Source organism: Cronobacter malonaticus LMG 23826 (assembly GCF_001277215.2).
GTDB lineage: Bacteria > Pseudomonadota > Gammaproteobacteria > Enterobacterales > Enterobacteriaceae > Cronobacter > Cronobacter malonaticus.
Map to the genome: position 1 here is coordinate 1704179 of NZ_CP013940.1, position 24566 is coordinate 1728744.

Below are 24566 nucleotides of genomic sequence, written 5' to 3' on the forward strand. Positions count from 1 at the left end.
GGAAAAAATATGGCTACGCAACCTACTCAAAATGCAGTTCCCAGTGAATCGCCGCGCGACCTCAAGTTTAATGCCGGGAAGATCGACGAGTTCGTCACTTCGCTGGTAAATACCTACACTGACCGATTTGGAAATCAGCATTACACCATTGAAGGGCTGCGTTGGTTGGCGCAGCAAACTATCGCACAATATGGATGGATTCTTGTCGAATCATTCCAGGATGGTGCTGTTATCACTCTGCCTAATCAGGCTCTACGTGATGACTCAACAGGTGAATACTATCGCTGGGATGGGGCTCTTCCCAAGACGGTTCCTGCTGGATCTACCCCTGCCTCAACAGGCGGCATTGGCATAGGGGCGTGGATTGGCATTGGTGATGCTGCTCTTAAAACTATGCTGTTGAGCAATGCCGGGAGCTCAATGATAGGTATGCAGGAAGGAGGGACGTTAAAGGATGTAATTAAATGGGTTACTCCAGAGCAGTTCGGAGCAAAAGGTGATGGGGCTACAAATGACACCGCAGCCATTCAGGCTGCTATCGACTGGTCATTCAACAATGGTGGCGGGGTTGTTCGATTGGGTCCAAAGGTTTACCGGGCAGCGAATTTAACACTGAAACCGCGAGTGGTAATCGAAGGTGTTACAAAAGAAACGTCCATGATCATGGCACCAAATGGATGGACTGGTAATGCTGTAATTATGGGGCAGGGATATCTGACCTATAAGACCGATAGCGCCTCTCAGGTGGTTCCAGCTTGCTATAGCTCTGGTCTGCGTAACGTTACCGTTCATGGTAACAAGTCCAACTATTCAGGCACACCGGCTAAAGACGTTGGTTGCGGCGTTCTTTTGGCTGGAGCCAACATTATCCTGGATAACATCAAGATAATTTACGTTCCTTCAGTAGGGCTGGTTACTCTCGATTGGGGGACGAACCGTAGTCTTTATATGGCTGCAGATCCGAACCGAGGTTGGGCGCACATAGGCATGATCCGCACCATCCGAATCCAGTTCTGCGGTAATGACTGCTGGCACTGTGAAGCACAAGATTACTTTCTTGATGACGTTGAAATTGTAGGGGCTGGCGACGGTTTCACATCAGCAACTGACACGTTTTCATTCTGGCAGCCAGATGAGCTCGTGGCTAACTTCAGGGTGTGGCGAAACGTAGATCTTGGTTTCTTCCATAGCTATGGTAATTACAATGGCTACGGGTTGGTGGCTGGAGGAAACACCTCTACATTCTTTATCAGGATAAAGTATGACTCACTCATCCTTGAAAGTTGCTGCGTAGCAGGGTGGTTTAAATCCAGCAGCTACGTACAAGGTGGGAAACTTGATTATCACGAAATAAGCCAACAAAAAGTCATAGCAAAACACGGCTCACTGATGCCTGCCGCGTTAATAATTGAGTGCTCTAATACCCGGGCCAGCAACTTTGGCTCTGTTGAGTGCGTGCAATCTGGAGGTGATGCGACTATCCCGGACTACTCTGGCGTGTTGCTTTATATGGCAGGACAATTCAATATAATTGAATGCCTAAAAATTAGCAGGAGCCCTACGGTAGGAGACGCCTTGAGAGGAACTGGTGTAGTTCTGGAAGGGGCGAACAATCGAATAAACAGCGGAGTATTGAAAGGGTTCTTTGGAACCGATAACCGTGCTACAGCCAGTAGCTGCATAGTAGCAAGCTCTGGATATCACTATATTAACATTGCTATCGGTTTTGCAAATGTCGGCGTACGTCTGGTTGGCGGTCACCTGCAGGGTGAAATTAAGAATATGGGGAATCTCACTACATGGCAAATTGGCATGGAAAGTGAGACAACCCATAATAGAGCAATGCTAAAACTTTATTCTGATTCAGGTTCTAACATTGGAGTTATACGAGGAGGAGCGGGGGCTGTTAACACTGGAATCACAACAGTGCAGACAATATCGATAACCGGACTTTCTCTACCCTATCTGCCAGCAGCCTCAGAAGTAACTCCCCACATTGTTATTGACGCTTCCAATGGGAGCTCTATACCTCCTCAGGTTGATTCAATAACCTACATTGCATCCTCAAGCACGGTAAATCAGCTTACATTCTTGGTAAGGCTAACCAACTCCAACAGTCCAATGCAGGTAACAATAGGCGCAAGGCTTAACTAAAAAAAAGCCCCGAAAGGGGCTTATTTGAATTGAACATAAGGGACTCCATCGCAATCACTTATGGTGTAATTTCTTCTAACTATCAATGGCTTGGTTGCGCATAATTCTTTTGTATATGTGACATTCATTCCAATATTCTTGTAACGCAGAAGAGCATTTGTTTGATAGGCAGAATAAAAGTAATCCATAACCATCATTCTTAACGGCGGAAAATAATTCAGGTTGTTTATCATTTCTCCGCTTTTAGATGGTGTCTTGCTCATCGGAACATATATCGTCACAGATCCATCGTCACTGAAATAATTATCAGGAACATGATAATAAACATCACTCAGAATCATTGATGTTCTTTCTGTAGAGTAATTTTGAGCAGAAACAAAAGCGGATGCTGTCATAATATTAAATACAGAAAGTATAGAGATGCACCAAACAGAAATTCTATTGGCAAGCCTTATATTAATGCAAAGACATACAAGCAACGCCAGAACAAGTGAAACAGTAGTTAATGTTCGCTGTTCAATAACAGGGTTATAAACCAATAAAGATGGAAGAACAACCATTAAGCATACTACGGGCGGCGCAATCAATAAAGATAATGCAGAGCCAGCATCCCGTCTGGATGACGCTTTAATCATCATGTATAACCAAGAAGCAAATGATAGGAAAGTCAGGATTTTAAAAACTAATAGTTGTAGATTATTATAAGTTAAGGATAACGCCCAAGACATTACGTTAATATTTCTAGTTAGCCTGCCGTTAAGAAAATCCTGAACTGTCATAAATGAACTGTGCTCATTAAAATATTGATCATGAGCGAAAAAGTGTTTATACAGCAAGGCCATGGATACGGCACAAAAAATTGGAATCAACTTTACTAACGATGCCCTTGCAATTGCATATGTGGGTACTTTATTGTGCAGAGAGTGCAACAGTAAAAATATTGCACTTGCTGCTATATAGTAATTAAAAGATAATTGATAAAAAAAGGTTGCCACACATAGTGTAAGAGTTTGTGCTAAAACACATCTTAAACTCAAGTTTCTCACAAATGACCCTGCAATTACAGACGCCATCATTGAGATAGTCATTCCTATGTTGTCAACATGAAACGCCATGCTCTGAATTATTCCAGGTGAGGAAAATATGCAAATAAAAAGAGCGGTAACTGGCACTTTCAGATTTTCATCATGCTTTCTGACTACAAGAAAGTAAGACAAAATAGATATAAACCATATGGCAACTAGGTTGAAATTGTATATATTGGGAAATATTTTACTTTCAAAAAGGTTGTAAGTAAAATATAGCCACTCCGTGAAAGGTCTACCTTGATTAGCTAGGTTGGTTGTTGTTGAGCTAAATCTATGTAAATCGTCATAGTATGGCGTTAACCCCCAAAATTGTATTAGGAAGATAGCAAGAAATATCGGAAAAATAGCATGTATTTTTTCTAAACGGAAATCCCTCATTTTTTACCCCTCAATATGTAGCGCGGGCGCTTTTTAACCTCAGTGTAAATTCTTCCAATATACTCACCCAAAACTCCTATCCCGATTAGCTGCACGCCACCCAGAAAAAGAATAGATACCAGCAGGGATGGGTATCCGCGAACAGGGTTACCAAAGGCCAACGTGTCGACAATCATCCATGCACCATAGAGGAAAGACAGCCCGGCCACTAACAAGCCAATGTACGTCCACATCCGCAGAGGGAAGGTTGAGAAGCTGGTAATCCCTTCCAGCGCAAGGTTCCAGAGCTTCCATCCGTTAAATTTGGTACTTCCTGCCACGCGTTCTGCGCGCGAATACTCAACCACATCAGTGCGCCCACCTACCCATGACAGCACTCCTTTCATGAACAGGTTTCGCTCAGGAAGCAGCTTGATATTCTCTACAACCTCCCGAGACATCAGGCGAAAGTCGCCGACATTCTCTTCAATCTGCGGATTGCTGATTTTGTTGTGAAGTTTATAGAACATTTCAGCGCTCTTGCGCTTCAGCCTACCGTCTGTGGAGCGGTCTGTGCGCTTAGCCAGCACGACATCTGCGCCAGCCTGCCAGCGTTCTATCAGTTGCGGGATAACTTCAATCGGGTCCTGCAAATCTACGTCTATTGGAATCACTGCGTCGCCGGTGGCGTGGTCCAGACCTGCAAATAGCGCGGGCTCTTTGCCGAAGTTACGAGTAAAGGACAAAGGCACCACGAGCGGATCTGAAACGGCCAGCGCATTGATAATCGACTCTGTAGCGTCTTTACTACCATCATTAATGAATACGATCTCCACCTCAAATGATTTAAGCGGCTCATATTCCCTGACGGTTTTATAGAAAATAGGGATAGTGTCTTCTTCATTGAAGACAGGGACGACGAGTGAAATCTTCATTTTGCTTCCCTGAAGACGATGTATTTCGAATAGATAAACCCGCACACCAGGCTGATAGCAGAGAACACGACAAGCGTTAACAGTGGCGGGAGAGAGCATTTATCAGCAGCCCATCCGACAGCCGCGCTAAGCGATCCCATGAAACCTACGTAAAGCATGTAGCGCGTCGTGGTCGTAGAACTGTTGAACGTAAAGCGGGCGTTTGCAAAGAAGCTAAAGCTTACCGCAACAACGAATCCGCTGAAGTTCGCCAGCGCCTGGCTGGTTCCTAATGCATAGAAGCATGCTGCGAATACTACCCAATGGATTAGCGTGTTGAGCACGCCCACGGAGGCGTACTTCGTGAAGAGCTTGAGCATATCTAAGTCCGTTAGATTTGAAGGGGAAGAGTCTATCATCGGACGCGGCATCGATCGACGGTGAGTGGGGCATGCATGGGGCAAAAAATTAGCGCAAAACAACTCAAAACCTCGGAAGGTGTCGATTCGTCTTGCGCTAATGCATTGCTTGTAGCCTAGTTTTCTACCACATCAACACGCTTCCACGCTGAACGGCTGCCTATTTTAAACAAACCGGATTGGGCAGAATAATCGCATATCGCCTTTTATGATGGCCGCGAATATTAACGCCGCTAAATAAAACATATAAAAAAGCCGCTAATCAGGAGCGGCTTTTTTTTATCCGGTATATCAGCTTTTGCGCTTCTTCTCGCCCGCCAGAGCAGGGGGACACCACATGGCCAGCGGGTTTGCTGAGGGGCGCGAGGCTCAGTGGGCCTCAGATCCAGCCAAACCTGACGGATAAGGAAAGGAGTAGACCAGCAAAGGCGAACATATTAAGTAAAACCGCAGTTCTGCTTGAAATCTCCATACGATACTCCGGGGCATCTTGTTTACGACACAGGGAGTATAGCTATTGTTTATTGCGGCGCATCTTCAATTTTCAAAAATCAGATTATTCGCGCAGTGCATTCTGAGATATTTCTTAAGCATGCCTGAATAATTGCATTTTCATTTATTGCCGCGCAATAACCAATTATTCCGGTTCGCCGAATTGCTCAAGGAACTGACGCAGCGCAATGCGTTCATCATCTGTAAGGGACAAAAAGCGGACAACCTGCTCTTCAAGATGACTGCAGGGCTGTGCAATGATGGTCATCAGCGTTTCATTATCAGATTGTCGAATAAGCGAGACGCCGCGCAGCGTACCGGACGCCGTAAGAACGGCTTTAATGCAAATATCGTCACGTAAAATCAGTGGGTTCATAGTGCCGGGAAGGTTTAGCAAAATCATCTGCCCACACAAATAGCACATCTCTTGCCTTGATACAATTCACCTTTTTATAGTGATTGAACTGATAGCCTTTATCTATTGTAGTAATAATTAACTCTTTGTTTTGACAGTAAAGATACGTAAATCTCTGTCTGTGTAATAAAGCAGCATTTGTAAATAAAAAGTATAAAAAAAGGCCGCCTGCGCGACCTTAGGATTACTTCTGATTCGGACTGGGTCTTTTATCGCCAGATTCCGGTGCTTCGTTCGGATCATCTTTTTCGACGTTCAGCGGATAGTTATTCATCACGTTCTCCTGTCGTTAATCAAACACCTGTTAAGTATAGACAGCAGAAAGCAGAACAAGCCAGGCGGCAGAGGGCAATGCGTATCCAGAACCAATAAAAACGCCCACCGGCCGGAGCGCGGTGGGCGTGGTGTGGCGCAAGTGAGAAGCTCTCAGTAGCGGCCGAAAAGATCGCGTTTTTTGGGTTTGAACGCCTGCGCCAGCAGCACCAGCAGGGCAACCACCAGATAGGCGGTGAAAATGCCTATCAGCCACTGCGGCATCTCCAGCGTCAGGAAGGACCACTGGCGCTCGGCGCAGTCGCCGCTGGCGACAAACACCTGTGGCAGCCATTTGTCGAGCGGCAGCCAGGTCGGGAAACGGGCTGCGAAATCGCAGGTGACAAACGGCGAAGGGTGCAACTGGATGTTTGTGTGCTCAATGGAGAGCATCAGGCCTTTCCAGGCGCTGTAGATCCAGATGCCCATCGCGACAAAGCGTAACGGGGTTTTTGGTGCAATGGCTCCCACCAGCCCTGCGCCCATGACGCCAAACAGCGCACAACGTTCATAAATACACAATACGCATGGCTTCAGCATCATGACATGCTGGAACCACAGCGCCACCATCTCCAGCGCGAAAGCGGTGAGCGCCAGCAACAGCCATGCGCCGCGCCCACGCGAACACTGGTTTAAATATCGCAACATAATGATTATCTCTGCAATCTGCGTTGAACCGGCAGTGTAAACGAAAACGGGTTAGACGCCACTAGCCACATCAAAAATAACGCATTAAACCCCTGCCTATAAACAAAAAATCGGGCCGCGAAGGCCCGATTTGCGATTAATGCAGCAGCGCCGTGGTGGCAGGCGTGCTGACCCAGCCGCTTTGCAGCAGCCAGTCGGTGAACGGCACCAGCGTAAACTGTACACAGGCGAGCCCCACCAGCGTCAGTACGATTGTATACGGCAGCGCCATCCAGACCATGCGGCCATAGGAAAGACGGATTAGCGGCGCCAGGGCTGACGTCAGCAGGAACAGAAACGCCGCCTGGCCGTTAGGCGTGGCGACGGACGGCAGGTTGGTGCCAGTGTTGATTGCCACCGCCAGCATCTCAAACTGTTTCGCGTCGATAACGCCCTGTTGCAGCGCGCTTTTCGCCTCGTTGATATACACAGTGCCGACAAACACGTTATCGGAAATCGACGACAGCAGGCCGTTGAAGAGATAGAACAACGACAGTTGGTTATGCGGCGAGGCTTCTAGCACATACGCGATAATCGGCGCGAACAGATGCTGGTCGATGATAACGGCAACTACGGCGAAGAACACAGTCAGCAGGGCGGTAAAGGGCAGCGCTTCGGTAAATGCTTTGCCGATAGCGTGCTCGTCGGTGACGCCGCACAGCGAGGAGGCGAGAATAATGACCGAAAGACCAATCAGTCCCACTTCAGCCAGATGCAGCGCCAGCGCGGTAATCAGCCACACGCCGATAAGCGCCTGGATAATCAGCTTCATGGTGTCCTGACGGGTACGCTTCTGACGGCTCTTGTCGTCGTATTCGCGCAGGATCTTACGCACCGGCTCCGGCAGCGGTTCGCCATAGCCAAACGATTTGGTTTTCTCTACGAGAATGCAGGTGAGGATGCCGCAGATAAAGACCGGCACGCTCACGGGCGCGACGCGCAGCAGGAAATCGCCGAAGCCCCAGCCTGCCGCGTGCGCGATAATCAGGTTCTGCGGCTCACCGACCATCGTCATCACGCCGCCAAGCGCAGTGCCGACGCCCGCGTGCATCATCAGACTGCGCAGAAACGCGCGAAAGCGCTCAAGCGTGGCGCGGCGTTCGTCGTCAAGCTGGGCATCATCTACCAGCTCCTGCCCCTCATCACGATTCGACGCGACGCGATGGTAGATACCGTAAAAGCCCACCGCCACGCTAATCACTACAGCAACGACCGTCAGCGCGTCGAGAAACGCGGAAAGAAACGCCGCCGCAAAGCAGAATGCCAGCGAGAGCAGGGTTTTAGAGCGAATGCCCAACAGCAGGCGGGTGAAAATGAGCAGCAGCAACTGCTTCATAAAATAAATGCCCGCCACCATAAAAATCAGCAACAGCACGACGGCGAGGTTATTTGCCACTTCTTCGCGCACGTGTTCGGCGCTGGTCATCCCGATAAACAGCGCCTCGACGGCCAACAGCCCGCCCGGCAGCAGAGGGTAGCACTTCAGCGCCATCGCCAGCGTGAAGATAAACTCAATGACCAGCAGCCAGCCGGCGGTGAAGGGGCTTACCCAGAAAACCAGAGGATTAAGAATCAAAAAGCCAAGTAAACAAAGCTTGTACCAGTCCGGAGATTGTCCTAAAAAGTTACGATACAACGCCCGGCCATATGAAATTTCCATGCCATGATCCTTTACGGTTATTTTTCGTTAACATGTCAGGGTACCCGGCAGTGGTGCGGCAATCAAGCCGCAGGCGCGTATGGCGGGCCGGTGGGGATTGTTAAAAACCGAACCACGATCCCTTTTTTACATTTCGTCATGCTATCTGCGCCCCGGCGCGTCTGGTATGATGAGTGAATTTTGCATCTCAGGTGTATTGGAAAGCTCATTATGGTGATTAAGGCGCAGAGCCCGGCGGGTTTCGCGGAAGAGTACATTATTGAAAGCATCTGGAATAACCGCTTCCCTCCGGGATCTATTCTGCCTGCTGAACGCGAACTCTCTGAACTGATTGGCGTTACGCGCACCACCCTGCGCGAAGTGTTACAGCGCCTGGCGCGCGATGGCTGGCTGACTATCCAGCACGGTAAGCCAACGAAAGTAAACAACTTCTGGGAAACTTCAGGCCTCAATATTCTCGAAACGCTGGCGCGTCTCGACCACGAAAGCGTCCCGCAGCTTATCGACAACCTGCTTTCCGTGCGCACCAACATCGCGACGATTTTTATTCGTACCGCGCTGCGTATGCACCCGGATCGCGCGCGCGAAGTGCTCGCGACGGCGGATGAAGTCGAAGACCACGCAGACGCTTTCGCGGAGCTCGATTACAACATTTTCCGCGGTCTGGCGTTCGCCTCCGGCAATCCGATCTACGGGCTGATTCTCAACGGCATGAAAGGGCTTTACACCCGCATCGGCCGCCACTATTTCTCCAACCCGGAAGCGCGCAGCCTGGCGCTGGGCTTTTACCATAAGCTCGGCACGCTCTCGCGCGAAGGGCTGCACGATCAGGTCTACGACGTGGTGCGTACTTATGGCCGTGAAAGCGGCGAGATCTGGCACCGGATGCAGAAAAACCTGCCGGGCGATCTGGCGATGCACAGCCGTTAACGCATGGCGCAAACATAAAAAAGGCTTCCTTCGGGAAGCCTTTTTTGTTGGGCGCGCGTCAGAGCGTATTGATCCGCGGCGGGCAGCGCTCCAGCAGCTCCACGCTGCCGTCTTCGTTCTGCTGCTCCAGCAGCACGTCGAAACCCCACAGGCGATGCACATGTTTCAGCACTTCCCGACGGCCCTTATCGAGCGGCGCGCGGTGCTGCGGAATGTAGCGCAGCGTCAGCGCGCGGTCGCCGCGCAGGTTAACGTTCCACACCTGAATATTTGGCTCCAGGTTGCTCAGGTTATACTGTGCCGACAGCTCATTACGAATCGCCCGGTAGCCCTCTTCGTTGTGGATCGCCTCAATTTCCAGATAGTTGTTGCGATCGTCATCGAGCACCGTAAAGAAGCGGAAATCGCGCATGACTTTTGGTGACAGGAACTGGCTAATAAAGCTCTCGTCTTTGAAGTCGCGCATCGCGAAATGCAGTGTTTCCAGCCAGTCGGATCCGGCGATATCCGGGAACCAGTGGCGGTCTTCGTCGGTCGGGTTCTGGCAGATACGCTTGATATCCTGGAACATAGCGAAGCCGAGGGCGTACGGGTTAATGCCGCTGTACCACTGGCTGTTATACGGAGGCTGGAATACCACGTTGGTGTGGCTGTGTAAAAATTCCAGCATAAAGCGCTCGGTCACTTTCCCTTCATCATAGAGATGGTTCAGGATGGTGTAATGCCAGAAGGTTGCCCAGCCTTCGTTCATCACCTGCGTCTGTTTCTGCGGGTAGAAATACTGGCTCACCTTACGCACGATGCGCAGGATCTCGCGCTGCCACGGCTCCAGCAGCGGAGCGTTCTTCTCCATAAAGTAGAGCAGGTTCTCCTGCGGCTCGGCCGGGAAGCGGTGGTGCGCCTCGACGGCTTTCTCCTCTTCACGTCTGGGGAGCGTGCGCCACAGCATATTGACCTGGCTTTGCAGATACTCTTCGCGGCTTTTCTGGCGCGCTTTCTCTTCCTGGAGCGAGATCTTCTGCGGGCGTTTATAACGATCCACGCCGTAATTCATCAGCGCGTGACATGAATCCAGCAGCTTCTCCACTTCATCCACGCCGTAGCGCTCTTCGCACTCGGTAATGTAATGACGGGCGAAAATCAGGTAATCAACAATCGAGCTGGCGTCGGTCCAGCTGCGGAACAGATAGTTATTTTTAAAAAACGAGTTGTGGCCGTAACAGGCGTGCGCCATTACCAGCGCCTGCATGGTAATGGTGTTCTCTTCCATCAGATACGCGATACACGGATTGGAGTTAATCACGATTTCATAGGCCAGCCCTTGCTGCCCATGTTTGTAGAGCCGCTCGGTCTCGATGAATTTCTTACCAAATGACCAGTGCGGGTAGTTAATCGGCATCCCGACGCTGGAATACGCGTCCATCATCTGTTCGGAGGTGATTATCTCAATCTGATGCGGGTAAGTGTCCAGCCGGTAGAGTTTCGCCACGCGATCGATTTCAGCGAGATAGACATCCAGCAGCTCGAATGTCCAGTCCGGTCCGTCGCTCAGACGTTGGGTATCCTTTTTCAGGGAATCAGTTACGGTAGCCATCAGCGCGCCCTCATTGTTAGCGGCTCTCATCCGGGGAGAGCTTTAATTTCAAGCATAGATCACCCCCGACTTATCAGCGCCACGGCAAAAATTTTTTCTGCGCGATTTCCTGAGCCTGCCTGTCGGTAAATGCCGGGCGTCACAGAATTTTATTTTGTCGGAAAGGGAAGGGAAGCAGGAGATTCTGAAAGCGCCATCCATGCTGCGACGGGGAAAGTTGTGAGTCGGTTCACCATAAAAAAGCCATATGTTGAATAATATTTTCTTCTGGGTTATCAATTTGTAATCAGTTAATTATTCTTTAGCCTGAGAAGGAAGAGGACATGCATGTAGTCGTGCTGGGGAGTGGAGTTGTCGGCGTCGCCAGCGCCTGGTATTTACGCCAGGCGGGGCACGAAGTGACGGTTATCGATCGCGAGCCGGGCCCGGCGCTGGAGACCAGCGCCGCCAACGCCGGCCAGATCTCGCCCGGTTATGCGGCACCCTGGGCCGCCCCCGGCGTGCCGCTGAAAGCCATCAAGTGGATGTTCCAGCGTCACGCGCCGCTGGCCATCAGCCTTGACGGCACGCACTTTCAGCTTAAGTGGATGTGGCAGATGCTGCGCAACTGCGACACCCGCCACTACATGCAGAATAAAGGCCGCATGGTGCGGCTTGCGGAGTACAGCCGCGACTGCTTAAAAGCGCTGCGCGAATCCACCGGCATTCAGTATGAGGGCCGTCAGGGCGGGACGCTGCAACTGTTCCGCACCGAACAGCAGTATGAAAACGCCTCGCGCGATATCGCTGTGCTGGAAAGCGAAGGCGTGCCGTTCCGTCTGCTGAAAGCCGCTGAACTTGCGCAGGTTGAACCGGCGCTGGCTGAAGTAGCGCATAAACTCACCGGCGGGCTGCAACTGCCGAACGATGAAACCGGCGACTGCCAGCTTTTCACCACGCGCCTCGCGCAGATGGCGGAAGCGGCGGGCGTGGTGTTCCGTTACAACACGCCGGTAGACAGACTTCTCTCGGAAGGCCAGCGTATTTACGGCGTGAAGTGTGGCGATGAAGTCATCAAAGCGGATGGCTATGTGATGGCGTTCGGCTCCTATTCCACCGCTATGCTGAAAGGCATCGTGGATATTCCGGTCTACCCGCTGAAGGGCTATTCGCTCACCATTCCGATTGCCGATGAAAGCGGCGCGCCGGTCTCAACGGTGCTCGATGAAACTTATAAAATCGCCATTACGCGCTTTGATGACCGTATCCGCGTCGGTGGTATGGCTGAAATTGTCGGCTTTAACACCGAGCTTTTGAAACCGCGTCAGGAGACGCTGGAAATGGTGGTGCGCGATCTCTACCCGCGCGGCGGCCATATCGAACAGGCGAAATTCTGGACCGGCCTGCGCCCGATGACGCCGGACGGCACGCCGGTGGTCGGGCGTACCGAATTTAAAAACCTGTGGCTCAATACCGGCCACGGCACGCTTGGCTGGACGATGGCCTGCGGCTCAGGCCAGCTTCTGAGCGATATTATCTCCGGCCGCACGCCCGCCATTCCGTTTGAAGATCTGTCTGTCGCCCGTTACGCGCCGGGCTTTACGCCGTCGTCCTCCCACCGCCTGCACGGCGCGCACCCCTGATAAGGAACCCGCATGTCTCGTCCGATACAGGCGAGCCTGGATTTGCAGGCTCTGCGTCACAACCTGGAGGTGGTGCGCCGCGCGGCGCCCCGATCGCGCGTCTGGTCAGTGGTCAAGGCGAACGCCTACGGCCACGGGCTTGACCGCGTCTGGTCGGCGCTCGGTGCCACCGACGGTTTTGCCATGCTCAATCTGGAAGAGGCCATTCTGCTGCGCGAGCGCGGCTGGAAAGGGCCGATTCTGATGCTGGAAGGTTTTTTCCACGCCGATGAACTGCCGCTGTTTGATAAATACCGGCTCACCACCAGCGTGCACAGCAACTGGCAGTTAAAGGCGCTGGCGGAGGCGAAGTTGAACGCGCCGCTGGATGTCTATCTTAAAATCAACAGCGGCATGAACCGTCTCGGTTTTGTGCCGGAGCGGGTGCATACCATCTGGCAGCAGCTTAAAGCGATTGCCAACGTGGGGCAGATTACGCTGATGGCGCACTTCGCCGACGCCGATCGCCCGGACGGCATCGACGCGGCGATGGTGCGCATTGAGCAGGCGGCGGAAGGCATTGACGCGCCGCGCTCGCTCGCGAACTCCGCCGCCGCGCTCTGGCATCCGCAGGCGCATTTCGACTGGGTACGCCCTGGTATCGTGCTTTACGGCGCGTCGCCGACCGGGCAGTGGCGTGATATCGCCACCAGCGGCCTGCAACCGGTGATGACGCTGAAAAGCGAGATCATCAGCGTGCAGACGTTAAAGCCGGGCGACACCGTGGGCTACGGCAGCCGCTACCGCGCAGCTGGCGAACAGCGTATCGGCATTGTGGCGGGCGGCTACGCTGACGGTTATCCGCGTCATGCGCCGGACGGCACGCCAGTGCTGGTGGATGGCGTGCGTACCGGCATTGTCGGTACCGTGTCGATGGATATGCTGGCGGTCGATCTCACGCCCTGCCCGCAGGCAGGCATCGGCAGCCCGGTGGAGCTGTGGGGCAACGAGATTAAAATTGACGATGTCGCCGCGGCCTGCGGCACGATTGGCTATGAGCTGATGTGCGCGCTGGCGCCGCGCGTGCCGGTCAGCACGCGCTAAGCGCGCTATAAAGGCGATAAAAAAGGGAAACCCGCGGGTTTCCCTTTTGCGTTTGTGTTGTGCGATACCGTCAGTCGTCGCTGTCTTCGGCCACTTTCAGACCGATGCGGCGGATCTGGTTATTCTCTTTCTCCGCCACCGTCCACGTCATGCCCGCGAAATCGACCTGGTCGCCCACGACAGGCGCGGCGCCAATCAGCGCCAGCACCACTTCGCCAATGGTGCGGTTTTGATCCACCGCCGACTGGTCATCCAGCCCGTAGATAAACGCCACGTCGGAGAATTTCGCGTCGGCTTCGAGGATAAAATCACCGAAGAAGCGCTGGTCAAGCGCCACCGGCGGAGACTGGCTGAAAAGCTTGCCGAGCGCAGGCAGGTCGCGCTCGCGGCCAATCACACACAGCACATCGCCTTCACGCAGCCGGGTACTGCCGGTCGGGTGCATCAGCTGGTTTTCACGAAACAGCGCCGCGATGCGCGTCTCTTTCGGCATATGCAGGTCGCGCAGCGCCGCGCCGACGCACCATTTATCGGCGCTCAGCTGATAAACAAACTGCTCCCACGGGTTTTCCGGGTGAATGTCCAGCCCCACGCGCGACTGCGGGCGGCCCACTTCCGGCACCACCACTTTGGCCTTTTTCGCGGCCCAGCCGAGCGTCGTTCCCTGGAAGAGCAGCGACACCAGCACCACGAAAAACGCCACGTCGAAGAACAGATTCGCGCGCGGCAGCCCGGCCATCATCGGAAACACCGCGAGGATGATCGGCACCGCGCCGCGCAGACCCACCCAACTGATAAACACGCGCTCACGCAGCGTAAAGCCGCGAAACGGCAGCAGTCCGGTAAAAATAGAGAGCGGGCGGGCGATGAAAATCATCCACAGCGACAGCAGCAGCGCCGGAATGGCGATCGGCAGCAGATGTGACGGTGTCACCAGCAGGCCGAGCACCAGGAACATGCCAATCTGCGCAAGCCAGGCGAGACCGTCAAAGGTTTGCTGAATGCCGTAGCGGTTGCGAATCGGCTTATTGCCGAGCACAAACCCGCACAGATAGACCGCCAGAATGCCGCTGCCATCCAGCGCGGTGGTCACGGAGAACACCATGATGCCGCCGCTTAACGCCAGCAGCGGGTAAAGCCCGGAGGGGAGCGGAATACGATTAATGGTTTTCAAAAGCAGCCAGCCGCCGCCGAGACCAATAAGTATCCCGAGCCCGAACTGCTGAATGATATGCACCAGGAACAGCCAGCTCAGCGCGGTCTGATGTTCCTGTATCATCGAAATCAGCGTGATGGTGAGAAACACCGCCATCGGATCGTTACTGCCGGACTCAATCTCAAGCGTTGAGCTGACACGCTCGTTCAGGCCTTTGCCGCCGAGCAGCGAGAAAACCGCCGCGGCGTCAGTAGAGCCGACTATGGCGCCTATCAGCAGCCCTTCCATGATGTCCAGATGGAACAGCCATGCGGCGGCCATGCCGGTCAGCCCGGAGGTAATCAGCACCCCGACGGTCGCGAGCGACAGCGCAGGGCCGAGGGCCACTTTAAAGGAGCTGGCCTGGGTGCGCATCCCGCCATCCAGCAGGATGACGGCCAACGCAAGGTTACTTATCAGATACGCGAAAGGGTAGTTGTCAAACGGAATTCCGCCCACGCCATCCACGCCCGCGAGCATGCCGATAGCCAGGAAAATCACCAGGATGGGGATACCAAGACGTGACGAGAATGAACTTAACAGGATACTGCAGGTGACCAGTACCGAACCCAGAATAAAAAGACTAATTATCGTCCCGGCGTCCAACGTGCGCGATCTCCTCTGCTGATGGGTTTTCTAAAAACTTAACATACTAATTATGAATCAATCGGTTTAATTAGCATGGTGAATGACATTTTCCCGATGTTTGCGTAGCGTAACTGTCAATCAGGGTAGCAGATCACAAGGGCCAGCCGGTTACCCATTCGCAACATCTTTGCCCTCAGGGCGCTGTTTCGCAGGCGGTTCGGGATTTATCTTACGTCTCACTGGCAGCCAAATGCGCTGTCTCGCTGTCGCTAATGCTCGCGTCAGGCAAAGGACGGTTGCAGGATCTGCGTCCAGCCCGTGAAGCAGCTGAAGCGCTGCGATATTCCCGTGTCGATTATTCCTCTTTCAGGTAACAGTGTGTTCTGTTTTTGCGTATTTATAACCCTCTCTGTACCTAATAGACTGCCTCACATCGCGTAACCGCATGACACCTGCTGGTATTGATACAAAAAACAACAAACCCACCTTGCGCCCGTTCGGTCTCTCGCCAGCGCGAGCATAAAATCCACTGTTATTAAAGGAAAAGAAAATGAAGAAAGGCTATCTGGTGGCTCACGTGACCATCACCGATCCGGCTGCCTACGCGGAATATGCTGAAGCTGCCGCACAGGCTCTGCAGCCCTTTAATCCAAAAATTGTGGCCTGGTCAGGGCAGTATGAAAATCTTGAAGGCGAGGCCCACGGGAAGCACCTCGTTCTGGAATTTGATTCGTTCGACGACGCGAAGCGCTTTTACGAAAGCCCGGCGTATCAGGCCGCCAAAGCCATGCGGCTGAAAGCTGCAACCGGCACGCTGGTGTTAGTCGAAGGGCCGGAAGTGTGATGCGTTAAAGCCGGAACGTCCGCTTCGTGAAGGGAGCGGACGTTGCGAATAATGCACATTGTCAGATTGATGTCTCAACATATTATTTTTATTAAACAGATAGTCATATTCTGGCCTTAATCAAATAACATTGGTCAGCTTAATTAAATTATCTCTGGCTGAATAGATTGCTGAATAAACGTCAGGCGGTTTTTTAGCGTATAGTGAGCTTTTTGTAACGCTCTTTATCTCCAGCTATAGCTGCGCCAGGGAACGGAATAATACACCTCTGGCAACTCCAGAACGCCACTACGAAAAACCATGGAAAAACAATGAGGGAAATATTATCTTTACTGATGTCTGGAATGGACGACAATGGCCTAATGAGGTGAGTGTATGGATACTACTGAATGGACTTCATTCTGATGACTATTACTGATGAAGTTCTGGCGCTTTTTCGTGAAGAAATACCGGGTTATCTTGATCGGAACTGGAAAGAAGTACCGTTAGAACTGGATTCGGATTTATATGATTGCCCGCGTGACGATTTGGAAGATGCAATCAGGAAGTATAAGGAAAGATTTAATATTAGTCTTGAAGATTTAAATTGGTCTTTATATTTTCCGTGGGAATATAAATCATGTTTACAACGCTGGTTTAAGCTGAATAAAAAAGAGGTTGAGCTGACCCGTCGGCCTCTGACGATAAGAATGTTTGCAGCATCAGCGCAAGCAGGTAAATGGTTGTATGATTAAGCCAAGCCAGGAAGCGGTATTTAAAAAAATATAATTTCCGCCCCGTGCGTATTCTGAATAAAGTCCTTTGTGCCTGAGCAGCCATGCTGCTCAGACACATCTTTCACTCACTTCCCTTACTTAAACCCCGTAGCTATCGAAGCAGGTAACACCGGATGACCGCTCAGGCGCAGCTCGGCGCGCTCGCCGTCGTGGTGCAGTTCGCCATGCGCGCCGAGCGGCAGCGTGACGGTCTCCTGTTCATGACCGAAGGCAAGGCCAGTCAGCACCGGGATCCCGAGCCGCTCGCGCAGCAGGGCGGCGACGCTTTCAAGGTTATAGCCGTCGTCGTAATCGTTAACGGCGGCGGCGGTGAAACTGCCCAGAATCAGCGCCTTCTGACGCGCAAGAATCCCGGCCGCGTGCAGTTGCAGCAGCATTCGCTCGACGCGGAACGGGTGTTCGTTGATGTCTTCGACCACCAGAATGCCGCCGTCGATGACCGGCATCCACGGCGTGCCGGTGATGGACGCCAGCATCGCCAGGTTCCCGCCCCAGACGGTGCCTGCGGTTTCGCAGGGCGCGCCGTCGCTGCGCCACGCAAGCGTAAATTGCGGTTCGGTGAGCGCCTGCCAGAAGTGTCGCCAGGTAAAATCGTTCATCTCCGGCGCGCCGAAATTCCCGGCCAGCATCGGCCCGCTGAAGGTTACGGTGTTGCCGCGCGCCAGCAGGAGCATCTGTAGCGCCGTGAAATCGCTGTGGCCGCAAATCAGCAGCGGGTTTTCCCGCTGACGGGCGATTAAGGGCTTCGGATCAAAACGCTCCAGCAGGCGCGTCATCCCGTAGCCGCCGCGTACCGGCATCACGATCGCGCCATTTTCAGACAATGCGCTTAACGCCTGTAAATCGCCAAGTCGTTCGTCGTCGTGCCCGGCGAAACGCTGCATTCGTCGCGTGATAACTTGCTGATTTTTTACCACTATTCCGGCATCTTCGAGACGGCGAACGCCGCGCCAGGCCGCCTCCTGATTAATGCAGTAACCTGACGGGGCGATAAGATGAACAGAGACCATAACAAATCCTTGCTGACATACCAGGCGAAACCGCTATCATGCCGCTAACCTTAGCGGTTGTCATCCGGATGCCCGCGTGGCGGCCCGGTGTGATGCGTCGTTTAGCACTGATATCGAAAGGAAAGTTGCGTGAAATTAAGATGGTTGATGTGGTTAGTGGTGTTCCTCGCCGGGTGTTCTTCCACGCCGGATTATAAAAACCCGCCCTGGAACCCCGAGGTGCCGGTGAAACGCGCAATGCAGTGGATGCCGATTACGGAAAAAGCCGGCAACGCGTGGGGCGTAAGCCCGCGTCTGGTCACGGCGATTATCGCAGTGGAATCGGGCGGTAATCCGACGCTCGTCAGTAAATCCAACGCGGTCGGGCTGATGCAGATTAAAGCGTCCACCGCCGGGCGCGAAGTCTACCGTTATATGGGCTGGAGCGGACAGCCGTCGTCCAGCGAGCTGAAAAACCCGGAGCGTAATATTTCGATTGGCACGGCGTACTTAAGCATTCTTGAGCACGGCGTGCTGAAGGGCATTGAAGCCCCGGAAACGATGCAGTATGCGCTGGTGGTCTCTTATGTGAATGGCGCGGGCGCGCTGCTGCGCACGTTCTCTTCAGACCGCAAAGCGGCGATTGAGAAGATAAACGACCTGAGCCCGGATGAGTTTGTCGAACATGTCGCGAAAAATCATCCGGCGCCTCAGGCCCCGCGTTATATCTGGAAAGTGCAGCAGGCGATGAACGCCATGTAATCAGCGCACCCGGCTGGCTTTTTCCCGGGCGATACGCTCCAGCGCGAAGATAATGCGCTGGAGTTCACGCTCTGTGCCCGGGCTTACGTTCATAAAACGAAAGCTCAGGCGCGGCGTGGCGATAGTCTCGTTTTTACTGTCCACCACTTTGCGCTCGCTGATGGTCAACAGCTGCGCATCGACGCGGAATTTTCCCCACTCCAGCAGATCAAGCTCCAGCGGCGAAAACTGCATTCCCGCTTCCAGTCCTTCCGGCAGGGTGCCTTCCAGCAGCGTGCCCATCCCGCCAAGCGAGAGATCCTGCAGGCGGCCGCGAAACAGTTTGCCATCCGGCATCCGCGCCAGGCTGTAGAACTGCGGCTGTACTGGCGCGGTGATGCGAAAATGCTCGCGGCGCTGCACAAACCAGACGGCTTCTGGCAGCGGGGCGACAAAGGCAGGCAGATCCTGAAACTCCCCGACGTTCAGCGCAGGCAGGTTAAATTCCACCTTGGCGCCCTGGGCTTCAGCGCTGAACTGGATATTTTTCGCTTTTTGCACGGCCTGGTTTTCGCTCGCCTGGCTACCGAAATCCAGCACCAGCTGTTCCGGCGAGGCGTCAAGAATACGGCTGATAAACTGCCAGCCGCCCCAGGAGAGGCGTATCGGCGCCTGGCTTTTTTGCAAGTCGCGTAAAATCCCCAGTACGGCCAGCGGATTTTGCTTCAGAAACTGCTCACTGTAATTGCTCACGTCGCGTGATTCCTCAAATGACTGACAGAGAGATGTGAACGGTTATCGGCCCGCCCGGCAGAAACTTAAGATTTATCCTAAAATAAATTGTTTTTAGTATGAGGATAATCCGAGCTTACCGGAAGAATCTTTTTTTATTACCTATACTTGAACCACTTCGGTTTGTCGCGCGTTGCGGTGAACCATTCAATGAGACTTAACCAAGAGGGTGGAGACTATGGGTATTTTGTCCTGGATCGTATTTGGGCTTATTGCGGGCATCATTGCCAAACTGATCATGCCGGGCCGTGATGGCGGCGGTTTTATCCTGACCTGCGTGCTCGGTATTGTCGGTGCGGTGGTCGGCGGCTGGCTGGCGACCTTCTTTGGTATCGGCGGCAGCGTGACGGGCTTTAACCTGCCGAGCTTCCTGGTGGCGGTGGTCGGCGCCATTGTGGTGCTGCTGATCTTCCGTATGCTGCGCAGGGATTAAAAACGGTCCATTTGAACCGTCTTAATCACCAGAAAAAACGGCCCCGCGGGGCCGTTTTTTTACGTCAGAAATCGTAGCCGACCGTTGCGGTCACGCTGCGCTCCGCGCCCCAGTAGCAGTAACCGGTGCCGTAGCAACCCGCCACGTAGTCACGTCCGGTCAGGTTATTCGCATTAACCTGAACAAACGCACCTTTCAGCGCGCTGTTCCACGCCCCCAGATCGGCTTTAACCATCGCGTCTACCAGCGTGACGGAAGGCACGCGGCGCGTGTTTTCGTTATCCGCCCACTGTTTGCCGATGTAGCGCACGCCCGCGCCCGCGCTTAAGCCATAATCGAACTGATAATGGCCCCACAGGTTCGCCATCTGATCCGGCGTTACGTATGGCGTGTTCTTGTTGTTGCCGTCGATGGCGTCTTCAAAGCGCACATGGTTCCAGGTGTAGTTGGCGATAGCGGAGAAACGCGATGTCAGCTGCGTGTGCGCTTCCAGCTCTACGCCCTGCGAATGCACTTTGCCTGCCGGTTCGAAATAGCTGCCGACCACGACGCGGTTGCCGACATCTTTCTGCATCAGATCGTAGACCGCGATGCTGTAGAGATCGGACGTGCCCGGCGGCTGATATTTCAGGCCGCCTTCATACTGCTCGCTGGTGGTGGGCTTGAGCAGCTTGCCGCGGGCGTCGGTCAGCACCTGCGGCGTCACCGCCGTGCTGTAGCTCAGGTACGGCGACAGGCCGTTTTCAAACGCGTAAAGCAGCGAGGCGCGGCCGCTGAAATGATCATCCTTGCGGTGATCGGTGGTATCGGTGCCTGCCGACGGCGTGATCACGCGGTTTTTGGTTTCCAGATGGTCAAAACGCCCGGAAAGATCCATATGCCAGCGGTTCCAGACCATCTCATCCTGCAGATAAACGCCGGTTTGCTCATAGACGCGCTTCATGTCCTTGCGTTGCAGGCCCTGCAGACGGGTGGCGAAGGTCGGGTCGAGCGGGTCGTAATACCAGAAGCCGCCCGCGCCGCCGGAGACGCCGGTCCACGGGTTGAGACTGGTGGTGTAGCCCGCGTCGTCGGAAAGATTGTTGGTGAATTTATGGTATTCGCCGCCCAACACCACGGTATGCGCGAGGTCGCCCGTGTTAAAGCGCGCCTCTAACTGATTGTCCATCGCCCAGGCGTTCAGCGAAGAGTGTTCGCCGCTGTAGTAGCGGGTCAGCTCGTTCTTCGATGCATCGGCCCAGCCAATCTGGTAAGCCTGCTTTAGATCCAGATTTGAGTGCGTGTAGCTGCCGTTCGAGCGGAATGACCAGGTGTCGTTGAAGTCGTGCGAAAACGCGTAGCTGTAGAGCTGCTGGTAGCGTTTGAATTCGTCGTTGCCCGGCTCGACGTCCGAGAAGCCCGTGTCGAGCTTGCCGTGCGAGGTGGCGTCGAGGCTGCCGCTTGCCGGTACCGAGCCGTGATAGCCACCGGACGGATCTTTTTCCAGATACGCGCGCAGCAGCAGCGACGTGGATTCGCCCGGCTGCCACAGCAGCTGCGGAGAAATCGCGTAGCGTTCGTCACGCGTTTTTTCATACTGCGTGTCGGTGTATTTCGTCAGGCCGGTAATGCGGTAAGCCCACTCGTCGTTAATGGCGTCAGTGTAATCAAAGGCGGTGTTGCGGGTGTTGTGATTGCCGACCGAGGCGCGCAGGTGGCCTTCCGGGCTAAAGAGCGGGCGCTTTGAGCTTTCCATCACCACGCCGCCGGGAATGGTCTGGCCGTAAAGCGCGGAAGAGGGGCCTTTAATCACATCAATACGTTCAAGGAACCACGGGTCTACCTGTAAAACGTTATAGCTGCCGCCGTCGCTCATCAGACGCAGACCGTCTAAAAACGTGTTATTGACGTCGCCGCCGTGGAAGCCGCGCAATGAAATGGTGTCGTAACGGGTTGCCCCGCCGGAGAACCCGGTAAACGCGCCTGCGGTGTAATTCAGCGCGCTGTTAACCGACAGCGCCCCCTGGTCTTCTATTTGCTGGCGTGTGACGACGGAAACCGACTGTGCGGTGGTGATCAGCGGCCGATCGGTTTTAGTCGCCCCCGTGCTGGTTTTCACCGTATAGCCTTCGGTGGGGGACGCAGCGGTTTGCGCCGGAGCGGCGCTTACGGTGATGGTCTCTTCGGCGAGCGAGGCGTGCGGTGCCGCCAGCGCCAGCGCGCACAGCGCGGCGGAGCGTTTCAGGGTTAAAGCCATTGTCATTATTGTCTTCTCTGGTTGCCAACTGCTCCCTGTGTGACAGGGGCGTAACGATGCTAATAAAGAATGCGAATTATTATCGTTATCAGCGAGAGGGGCAACTAGCAGAATTGGCGGGGAGGATATATCGGGTTGGAGGAGGTAAAAACTGCCCTCCGCAGAGGGCAGTGGTGTGGAGCATGTGAATTACTGGGCCGGCGCGGGTTGCGCAGCGGCGTTATCCTGCGCGCTGCTGTTCGGCGCGCCCGGTGCGTTATCAGCAGGCGCGCTATTGCTGGCGGGCGCAGCGGTGTCGGTTTTCGCCGGGGCAGACGTTTCCGTTTGCGCCGGAGCCGGTGCTTCTGTTTTCGCTGGTGCTGACGTTTCGGCTTTTGCTGGCGCAGAGGATTGTGCCGGTTGGCTCAGCATTTTGCCTTCCTGCTTCTGCTGCGGCGCAGGCTCGCTGCCCGGACGGGTCTGCGGCACGTCGTCGCATGGCTTTTCGGTGCCGCACAGCAGGTCGAGCATTTTCAGCGTCACGCCGTTGGTCCAGCCAAAGCCGTCCTGGAGCGGGTATTCACCGCCGCCGCCGCCCGTACCGGTCGAAGAAACGTCATATTTCTCCACCAGTTTCTGCTCGCGGTTATAGGTGTGCTGAACGTTGGTCAGGAACCGCCAGGTGACGTCCATCGCCAGATCTTTCTGCCCGTAATTCATCAGGCCTTCGGTCGCCACCCATTGCAGCGGTGCCCAGCCGTTCGGCGCATCCCACTGCTGGCCGGTCTTCTCGGTAGTGGTGACAAGACCGCCCGGTTTCAGCAACTGCGCACGCGTTGCCGCCGCCACTTTCTCGGCGCGATCCTGCGCGGCGGCTTTGACATACAGCGGGAACAGCGCGGCGGCGGTCAGCTGGTCACGCACCTTGTTGGTTTTCAGATCGTAATCCGCATACCAGCCATGTTTCCCGTTCCACAGATGGATTTCGATCGCCTGCTGACGCTGGCTGGCGAGCGATTCATAGCGGGCGGCACCTGTGCTGTCGCCTGCGGCTTTGCTGGCGCGAGCCAGCGTTTTTTCCATCTGGAACAGCAGGGCGTTGAGATCGACAGGCACGATGCTGGTAGTGCGGATAGAGCCAAGCTGCTGCGGATTATCCATCCAGCGCGAGCTGAAATCCCAGCCGGACGCCGCGCCCGCGCGCAGGTCGCGATAGATGTCGGTCGCCGGACGATCCGGGTTATTTTTGGCGGTGGTCACGTCATCAAGCCAGGATTCGGTACGCGGCGCGTCGCGATCGTCCCAGTAGCGGTTCAGCACCGCGCCATCTTTCAGTTTCACTACGCGTTCATGGGCATCGCCCGGCGCCAGATTTTCGCTGCCTTCCATCCAGTAGGCGTACTCTTTCTGCAATTGCGGCAGGTATTTTTTCAGCGTCTCGTCGCCGCCTTCATGGGTCGCCAGCAGTTCGACCATAAACGCGAAGAACGGCGGCTGGGAGCGGCTCAGGTAGTAGCTGCGGTTGCCGTTCGGAATATGGCCCCAGGCATCGATTTCATGGGCGAAGTTATCGACCATATCCTGCACTTTATCCCAGTGATTGCTCTCGGCGAGCCCCAGCATGGTGAAGTAGGTGTCCCAGTAATAGACCTCGCGGAAACGCCCGCCCGGCACCACGTAAGGCTTCGGCAGCGGCAGCAGAGAATCCCATTTGCTGGCGGAATCGGTCGAGCGCGTCAGTACCGGCCACAGGCCGTCGATATGCTCGCGCAGGCTTTGTCCGGCTGGCGGAACATAGGCTTCGCCTTTCTGCGGCAGGGTAAAGTTAAGCTCAACGAAATGGCGCAGGTCGAAGCCCGACTGGTTACGCTGCATACGGTAGTCGGCCAGGATCATCAAAGGATCGCTGTTGGGTACCGCGTCGGCGAACGTTTTCTGATCGGGGAACAGTTTGGCGCTCTGTACATCCGTAAACAGCGGGCCAAGAAGCTGGTCCGGTGATTGCGGGGCGGGGCGCTCTGCGCCAGACGCCTCTTCCGCGCTGGCGGGAAGGGTGGAGAACGCCAGCAGCGCGCCGCTAAGGGCGACCTGAATGGCGAAAAACAGCGTCCGGGGACGGCGCGTGACGGATTGTGACATCAATGAATTCTCCTTAAGGGGGGCAGCGCACACCACTGCGAATCAACCATATGAAAACCTTAGACGAATATTCCCGTTTCGAGCGTACGTAAACGGGAAATTTCTGTTTTTCGCGTTCGGTTAAGCT

Annotated in this window: 22 protein-coding genes; 8 read left to right on the plus strand and 14 right to left on the minus strand. The window is 54.2% G+C overall.

Annotation, left to right across the window (positions count from 1 at the left end):
* The first annotated feature begins 9 nt into the window (after positions 1-9).
* Positions 10-2154 carry a tail fiber/spike domain-containing protein gene (locus AFK66_RS22620; protein ID WP_038882437.1) on the plus strand — a complete coding sequence of 715 codons (2145 nt, stop codon included), beginning with the start codon at positions 10-12 and terminating at the stop codon, positions 2152-2154.
* A gap of 20 nt (positions 2155-2174) precedes the next feature.
* On the opposite strand, the gene AFK66_RS21325 is transcribed toward AFK66_RS22620, so the two are convergent.
* The 8 genes from AFK66_RS21325 to nhaB all read right to left on the minus strand — a co-directional run bounded on the left by AFK66_RS21325 (position 2175) and on the right by nhaB (position 8498).
* The gene (locus AFK66_RS21325) at positions 2175-3620 is read right to left on the minus strand and encodes a glucosyltransferase domain-containing protein (protein ID WP_007775782.1); all 1446 of its coding nucleotides are present in this window, start codon (positions 3618-3620) and stop codon (positions 2175-2177) included.
* The gene (locus AFK66_RS08200; protein WP_059223196.1) at positions 3617-4534 is read right to left on the minus strand and encodes a glycosyltransferase family 2 protein; all 918 of its coding nucleotides are present in this window, start codon (positions 4532-4534) and stop codon (positions 3617-3619) included. The genes AFK66_RS21325 and AFK66_RS08200 overlap by 4 nt, the downstream gene beginning before the upstream one ends.
* The gene (locus AFK66_RS08205) at positions 4531-4893 is read right to left on the minus strand and encodes a GtrA family protein (protein WP_007775768.1); all 363 of its coding nucleotides are present in this window, start codon (positions 4891-4893) and stop codon (positions 4531-4533) included. Before AFK66_RS08205 ends, AFK66_RS08200 begins: the two co-directional genes overlap by 4 nt.
* A gap of 418 nt (positions 4894-5311) precedes the next feature.
* Positions 5312-5404, minus strand: a complete 93-nt coding sequence (gene yncL / locus AFK66_RS23235) for a stress response membrane protein YncL (protein ID WP_071603029.1) — start codon at positions 5402-5404, stop codon at positions 5312-5314.
* A 165-nt stretch (positions 5405-5569) separates the two neighbouring features.
* Positions 5570-5800 (minus strand): hypothetical protein, encoded by a 231-nt coding sequence (locus AFK66_RS08210; RefSeq protein WP_007775767.1) that lies wholly within the window; start codon positions 5798-5800, stop codon positions 5570-5572.
* Between the two features lie 223 nt (positions 5801-6023).
* Positions 6024-6113 carry a hypothetical protein gene (locus AFK66_RS23240; RefSeq protein ID WP_085958917.1) on the minus strand — a complete coding sequence of 30 codons (90 nt, stop codon included), beginning with the start codon at positions 6111-6113 and terminating at the stop codon, positions 6024-6026.
* A 152-nt stretch (positions 6114-6265) separates the two neighbouring features.
* On the minus strand, positions 6266-6799 hold the full coding sequence (dsbB, locus tag AFK66_RS08215) for a disulfide bond formation protein DsbB (RefSeq protein WP_007775765.1): 534 nt from the start codon (positions 6797-6799) through the stop codon (positions 6266-6268).
* Between the two features lie 136 nt (positions 6800-6935).
* A complete protein-coding gene (nhaB, locus tag AFK66_RS08220; RefSeq protein ID WP_007775763.1) occupies positions 6936-8498 on the minus strand; it encodes a sodium/proton antiporter NhaB in 1563 nt (520 codons plus the stop codon).
* Between the two features lie 210 nt (positions 8499-8708).
* Here nhaB and fadR point away from each other — a divergent pair, with 210 nt between their 5' ends.
* The gene (fadR, locus tag AFK66_RS08225) at positions 8709-9428 is read left to right on the plus strand and encodes a fatty acid metabolism transcriptional regulator FadR (RefSeq protein WP_007775758.1); all 720 of its coding nucleotides are present in this window, start codon (positions 8709-8711) and stop codon (positions 9426-9428) included.
* Positions 9429-9486: 58 nt separating this feature from the next.
* On the opposite strand, the gene AFK66_RS08230 is transcribed toward fadR, so the two are convergent.
* Complete coding sequence (locus AFK66_RS08230) at positions 9487-11022, minus strand: SpoVR family protein (RefSeq protein WP_007775756.1); 1536 nt, start codon at positions 11020-11022, stop codon at positions 9487-9489.
* Positions 11023-11345: 323 nt separating this feature from the next.
* Here AFK66_RS08230 and AFK66_RS08235 point away from each other — a divergent pair, with 323 nt between their 5' ends.
* Both AFK66_RS08235 and dadX read left to right on the plus strand, forming a co-directional pair.
* Positions 11346-12644: a D-amino acid dehydrogenase gene (locus tag AFK66_RS08235; RefSeq protein WP_023898553.1), complete on the plus strand. Its 1299-nt coding sequence runs from the start codon at positions 11346-11348 to the stop codon at positions 12642-12644.
* Between the two features lie 12 nt (positions 12645-12656).
* Positions 12657-13727 (plus strand): catabolic alanine racemase DadX, encoded by a 1071-nt coding sequence (gene dadX / locus AFK66_RS08240; RefSeq protein WP_023898554.1) that lies wholly within the window; start codon positions 12657-12659, stop codon positions 13725-13727.
* Positions 13728-13797: 70 nt separating this feature from the next.
* Here dadX and AFK66_RS08245 read toward each other — a convergent pair whose 3' ends face one another.
* The gene (locus tag AFK66_RS08245; RefSeq protein WP_007775751.1) at positions 13798-15528 is read right to left on the minus strand and encodes a potassium/proton antiporter; all 1731 of its coding nucleotides are present in this window, start codon (positions 15526-15528) and stop codon (positions 13798-13800) included.
* Positions 15529-16060: 532 nt separating this feature from the next.
* Here AFK66_RS08245 and AFK66_RS08250 point away from each other — a divergent pair.
* Together AFK66_RS08250 and AFK66_RS08255 are read left to right on the plus strand one after the other, a co-directional pair.
* Entirely contained in the window at positions 16061-16354 is a 294-nt protein-coding gene (locus AFK66_RS08250; protein WP_007775742.1) for a DUF1330 domain-containing protein, read from the plus strand.
* A gap of 389 nt (positions 16355-16743) precedes the next feature.
* On the plus strand, positions 16744-17088 hold the full coding sequence (locus tag AFK66_RS08255) for a DUF1493 family protein (RefSeq protein ID WP_023898555.1): 345 nt from the start codon (positions 16744-16746) through the stop codon (positions 17086-17088).
* Positions 17089-17204: 116 nt separating this feature from the next.
* Here AFK66_RS08255 and ldcA read toward each other — a convergent pair whose 3' ends face one another.
* Positions 17205-18140 carry a muramoyltetrapeptide carboxypeptidase gene (gene ldcA / locus AFK66_RS08260; RefSeq protein WP_007775741.1) on the minus strand — a complete coding sequence of 312 codons (936 nt, stop codon included), beginning with the start codon at positions 18138-18140 and terminating at the stop codon, positions 17205-17207.
* Positions 18141-18269: 129 nt separating this feature from the next.
* On the opposite strand from ldcA, the gene emtA reads away from it, so the two are divergent.
* Positions 18270-18881 carry a membrane-bound lytic murein transglycosylase EmtA gene (emtA, locus tag AFK66_RS08265; protein ID WP_007775739.1) on the plus strand — a complete coding sequence of 204 codons (612 nt, stop codon included), beginning with the start codon at positions 18270-18272 and terminating at the stop codon, positions 18879-18881.
* On the opposite strand, the gene ycgR is transcribed toward emtA, so the two are convergent.
* The gene (ycgR, locus tag AFK66_RS08270) at positions 18882-19613 is read right to left on the minus strand and encodes a flagellar brake protein YcgR (protein ID WP_007775738.1); all 732 of its coding nucleotides are present in this window, start codon (positions 19611-19613) and stop codon (positions 18882-18884) included.
* 217 nt (positions 19614-19830) lie between these two features.
* Between ycgR and AFK66_RS08275 the strand changes: the two genes are divergently transcribed.
* Positions 19831-20085, plus strand: a complete 255-nt coding sequence (locus AFK66_RS08275) for a GlsB/YeaQ/YmgE family stress response membrane protein (protein ID WP_007698637.1) — start codon at positions 19831-19833, stop codon at positions 20083-20085.
* 64 nt (positions 20086-20149) lie between these two features.
* On the opposite strand, the gene AFK66_RS08280 is transcribed toward AFK66_RS08275, so the two are convergent.
* Together AFK66_RS08280 and AFK66_RS08285 are read right to left on the minus strand one after the other, a co-directional pair.
* Complete coding sequence (locus AFK66_RS08280; protein ID WP_007775737.1) at positions 20150-22327, minus strand: TonB-dependent siderophore receptor; 2178 nt, start codon at positions 22325-22327, stop codon at positions 20150-20152.
* 183 nt (positions 22328-22510) lie between these two features.
* Entirely contained in the window at positions 22511-24439 is a 1929-nt protein-coding gene (locus AFK66_RS08285; RefSeq protein ID WP_007775736.1) for an alpha,alpha-trehalase TreA, read from the minus strand.
* Positions 24440-24566: the final 127 nt, after the last annotated feature.

What these genes read in the sequence shown, in the direction of transcription:
- ldcA (WP_007775741.1), bottom strand. Translation starts at nt 18,140, where the DNA reads ATGGTCTCTGTTCATCTTATCGCCCCGTCAGGTTACTGCATTAATCAG.
- dsbB (WP_007775765.1), bottom strand. Translation starts at nt 6,799, where the DNA reads ATGTTGCGATATTTAAACCAGTGTTCGCGTGGGCGCGGCGCATGGCTG.
- AFK66_RS08280 (WP_007775737.1), bottom strand. Translation starts at nt 22,327, where the DNA reads ATGACAATGGCTTTAACCCTGAAACGCTCCGCCGCGCTGTGCGCGCTG.
- AFK66_RS08200 (WP_059223196.1), bottom strand. Translation starts at nt 4,534, where the DNA reads ATGAAGATTTCACTCGTCGTCCCTGTCTTCAATGAAGAAGACACTATC.
- AFK66_RS08235 (WP_023898553.1), top strand. Translation starts at nt 11,346, where the DNA reads ATGCATGTAGTCGTGCTGGGGAGTGGAGTTGTCGGCGTCGCCAGCGCC.
- AFK66_RS23240 (WP_085958917.1), bottom strand. Translation starts at nt 6,113, where the DNA reads ATGAATAACTATCCGCTGAACGTCGAAAAAGATGATCCGAACGAAGCA.
- AFK66_RS08230 (WP_007775756.1), bottom strand. Translation starts at nt 11,022, where the DNA reads ATGGCTACCGTAACTGATTCCCTGAAAAAGGATACCCAACGTCTGAGC.
- AFK66_RS08285 (WP_007775736.1), bottom strand. Translation starts at nt 24,439, where the DNA reads ATGTCACAATCCGTCACGCGCCGTCCCCGGACGCTGTTTTTCGCCATT.
- AFK66_RS08255 (WP_023898555.1), top strand. Translation starts at nt 16,744, where the DNA reads ATGGACTTCATTCTGATGACTATTACTGATGAAGTTCTGGCGCTTTTT.
- dadX (WP_023898554.1), top strand. Translation starts at nt 12,657, where the DNA reads ATGTCTCGTCCGATACAGGCGAGCCTGGATTTGCAGGCTCTGCGTCAC.
- fadR (WP_007775758.1), top strand. Translation starts at nt 8,709, where the DNA reads ATGGTGATTAAGGCGCAGAGCCCGGCGGGTTTCGCGGAAGAGTACATT.
- AFK66_RS08275 (WP_007698637.1), top strand. Translation starts at nt 19,831, where the DNA reads ATGGGTATTTTGTCCTGGATCGTATTTGGGCTTATTGCGGGCATCATT.
- AFK66_RS08210 (WP_007775767.1), bottom strand. Translation starts at nt 5,800, where the DNA reads ATGAACCCACTGATTTTACGTGACGATATTTGCATTAAAGCCGTTCTT.
- yncL (WP_071603029.1), bottom strand. Translation starts at nt 5,404, where the DNA reads ATGGAGATTTCAAGCAGAACTGCGGTTTTACTTAATATGTTCGCCTTT.
- AFK66_RS08205 (WP_007775768.1), bottom strand. Translation starts at nt 4,893, where the DNA reads ATGCTCAAGCTCTTCACGAAGTACGCCTCCGTGGGCGTGCTCAACACG.
- nhaB (WP_007775763.1), bottom strand. Translation starts at nt 8,498, where the DNA reads ATGGAAATTTCATATGGCCGGGCGTTGTATCGTAACTTTTTAGGACAA.
- AFK66_RS08250 (WP_007775742.1), top strand. Translation starts at nt 16,061, where the DNA reads ATGAAGAAAGGCTATCTGGTGGCTCACGTGACCATCACCGATCCGGCT.
- AFK66_RS22620 (WP_038882437.1), top strand. Translation starts at nt 10, where the DNA reads ATGGCTACGCAACCTACTCAAAATGCAGTTCCCAGTGAATCGCCGCGC.
- AFK66_RS21325 (WP_007775782.1), bottom strand. Translation starts at nt 3,620, where the DNA reads ATGAGGGATTTCCGTTTAGAAAAAATACATGCTATTTTTCCGATATTT.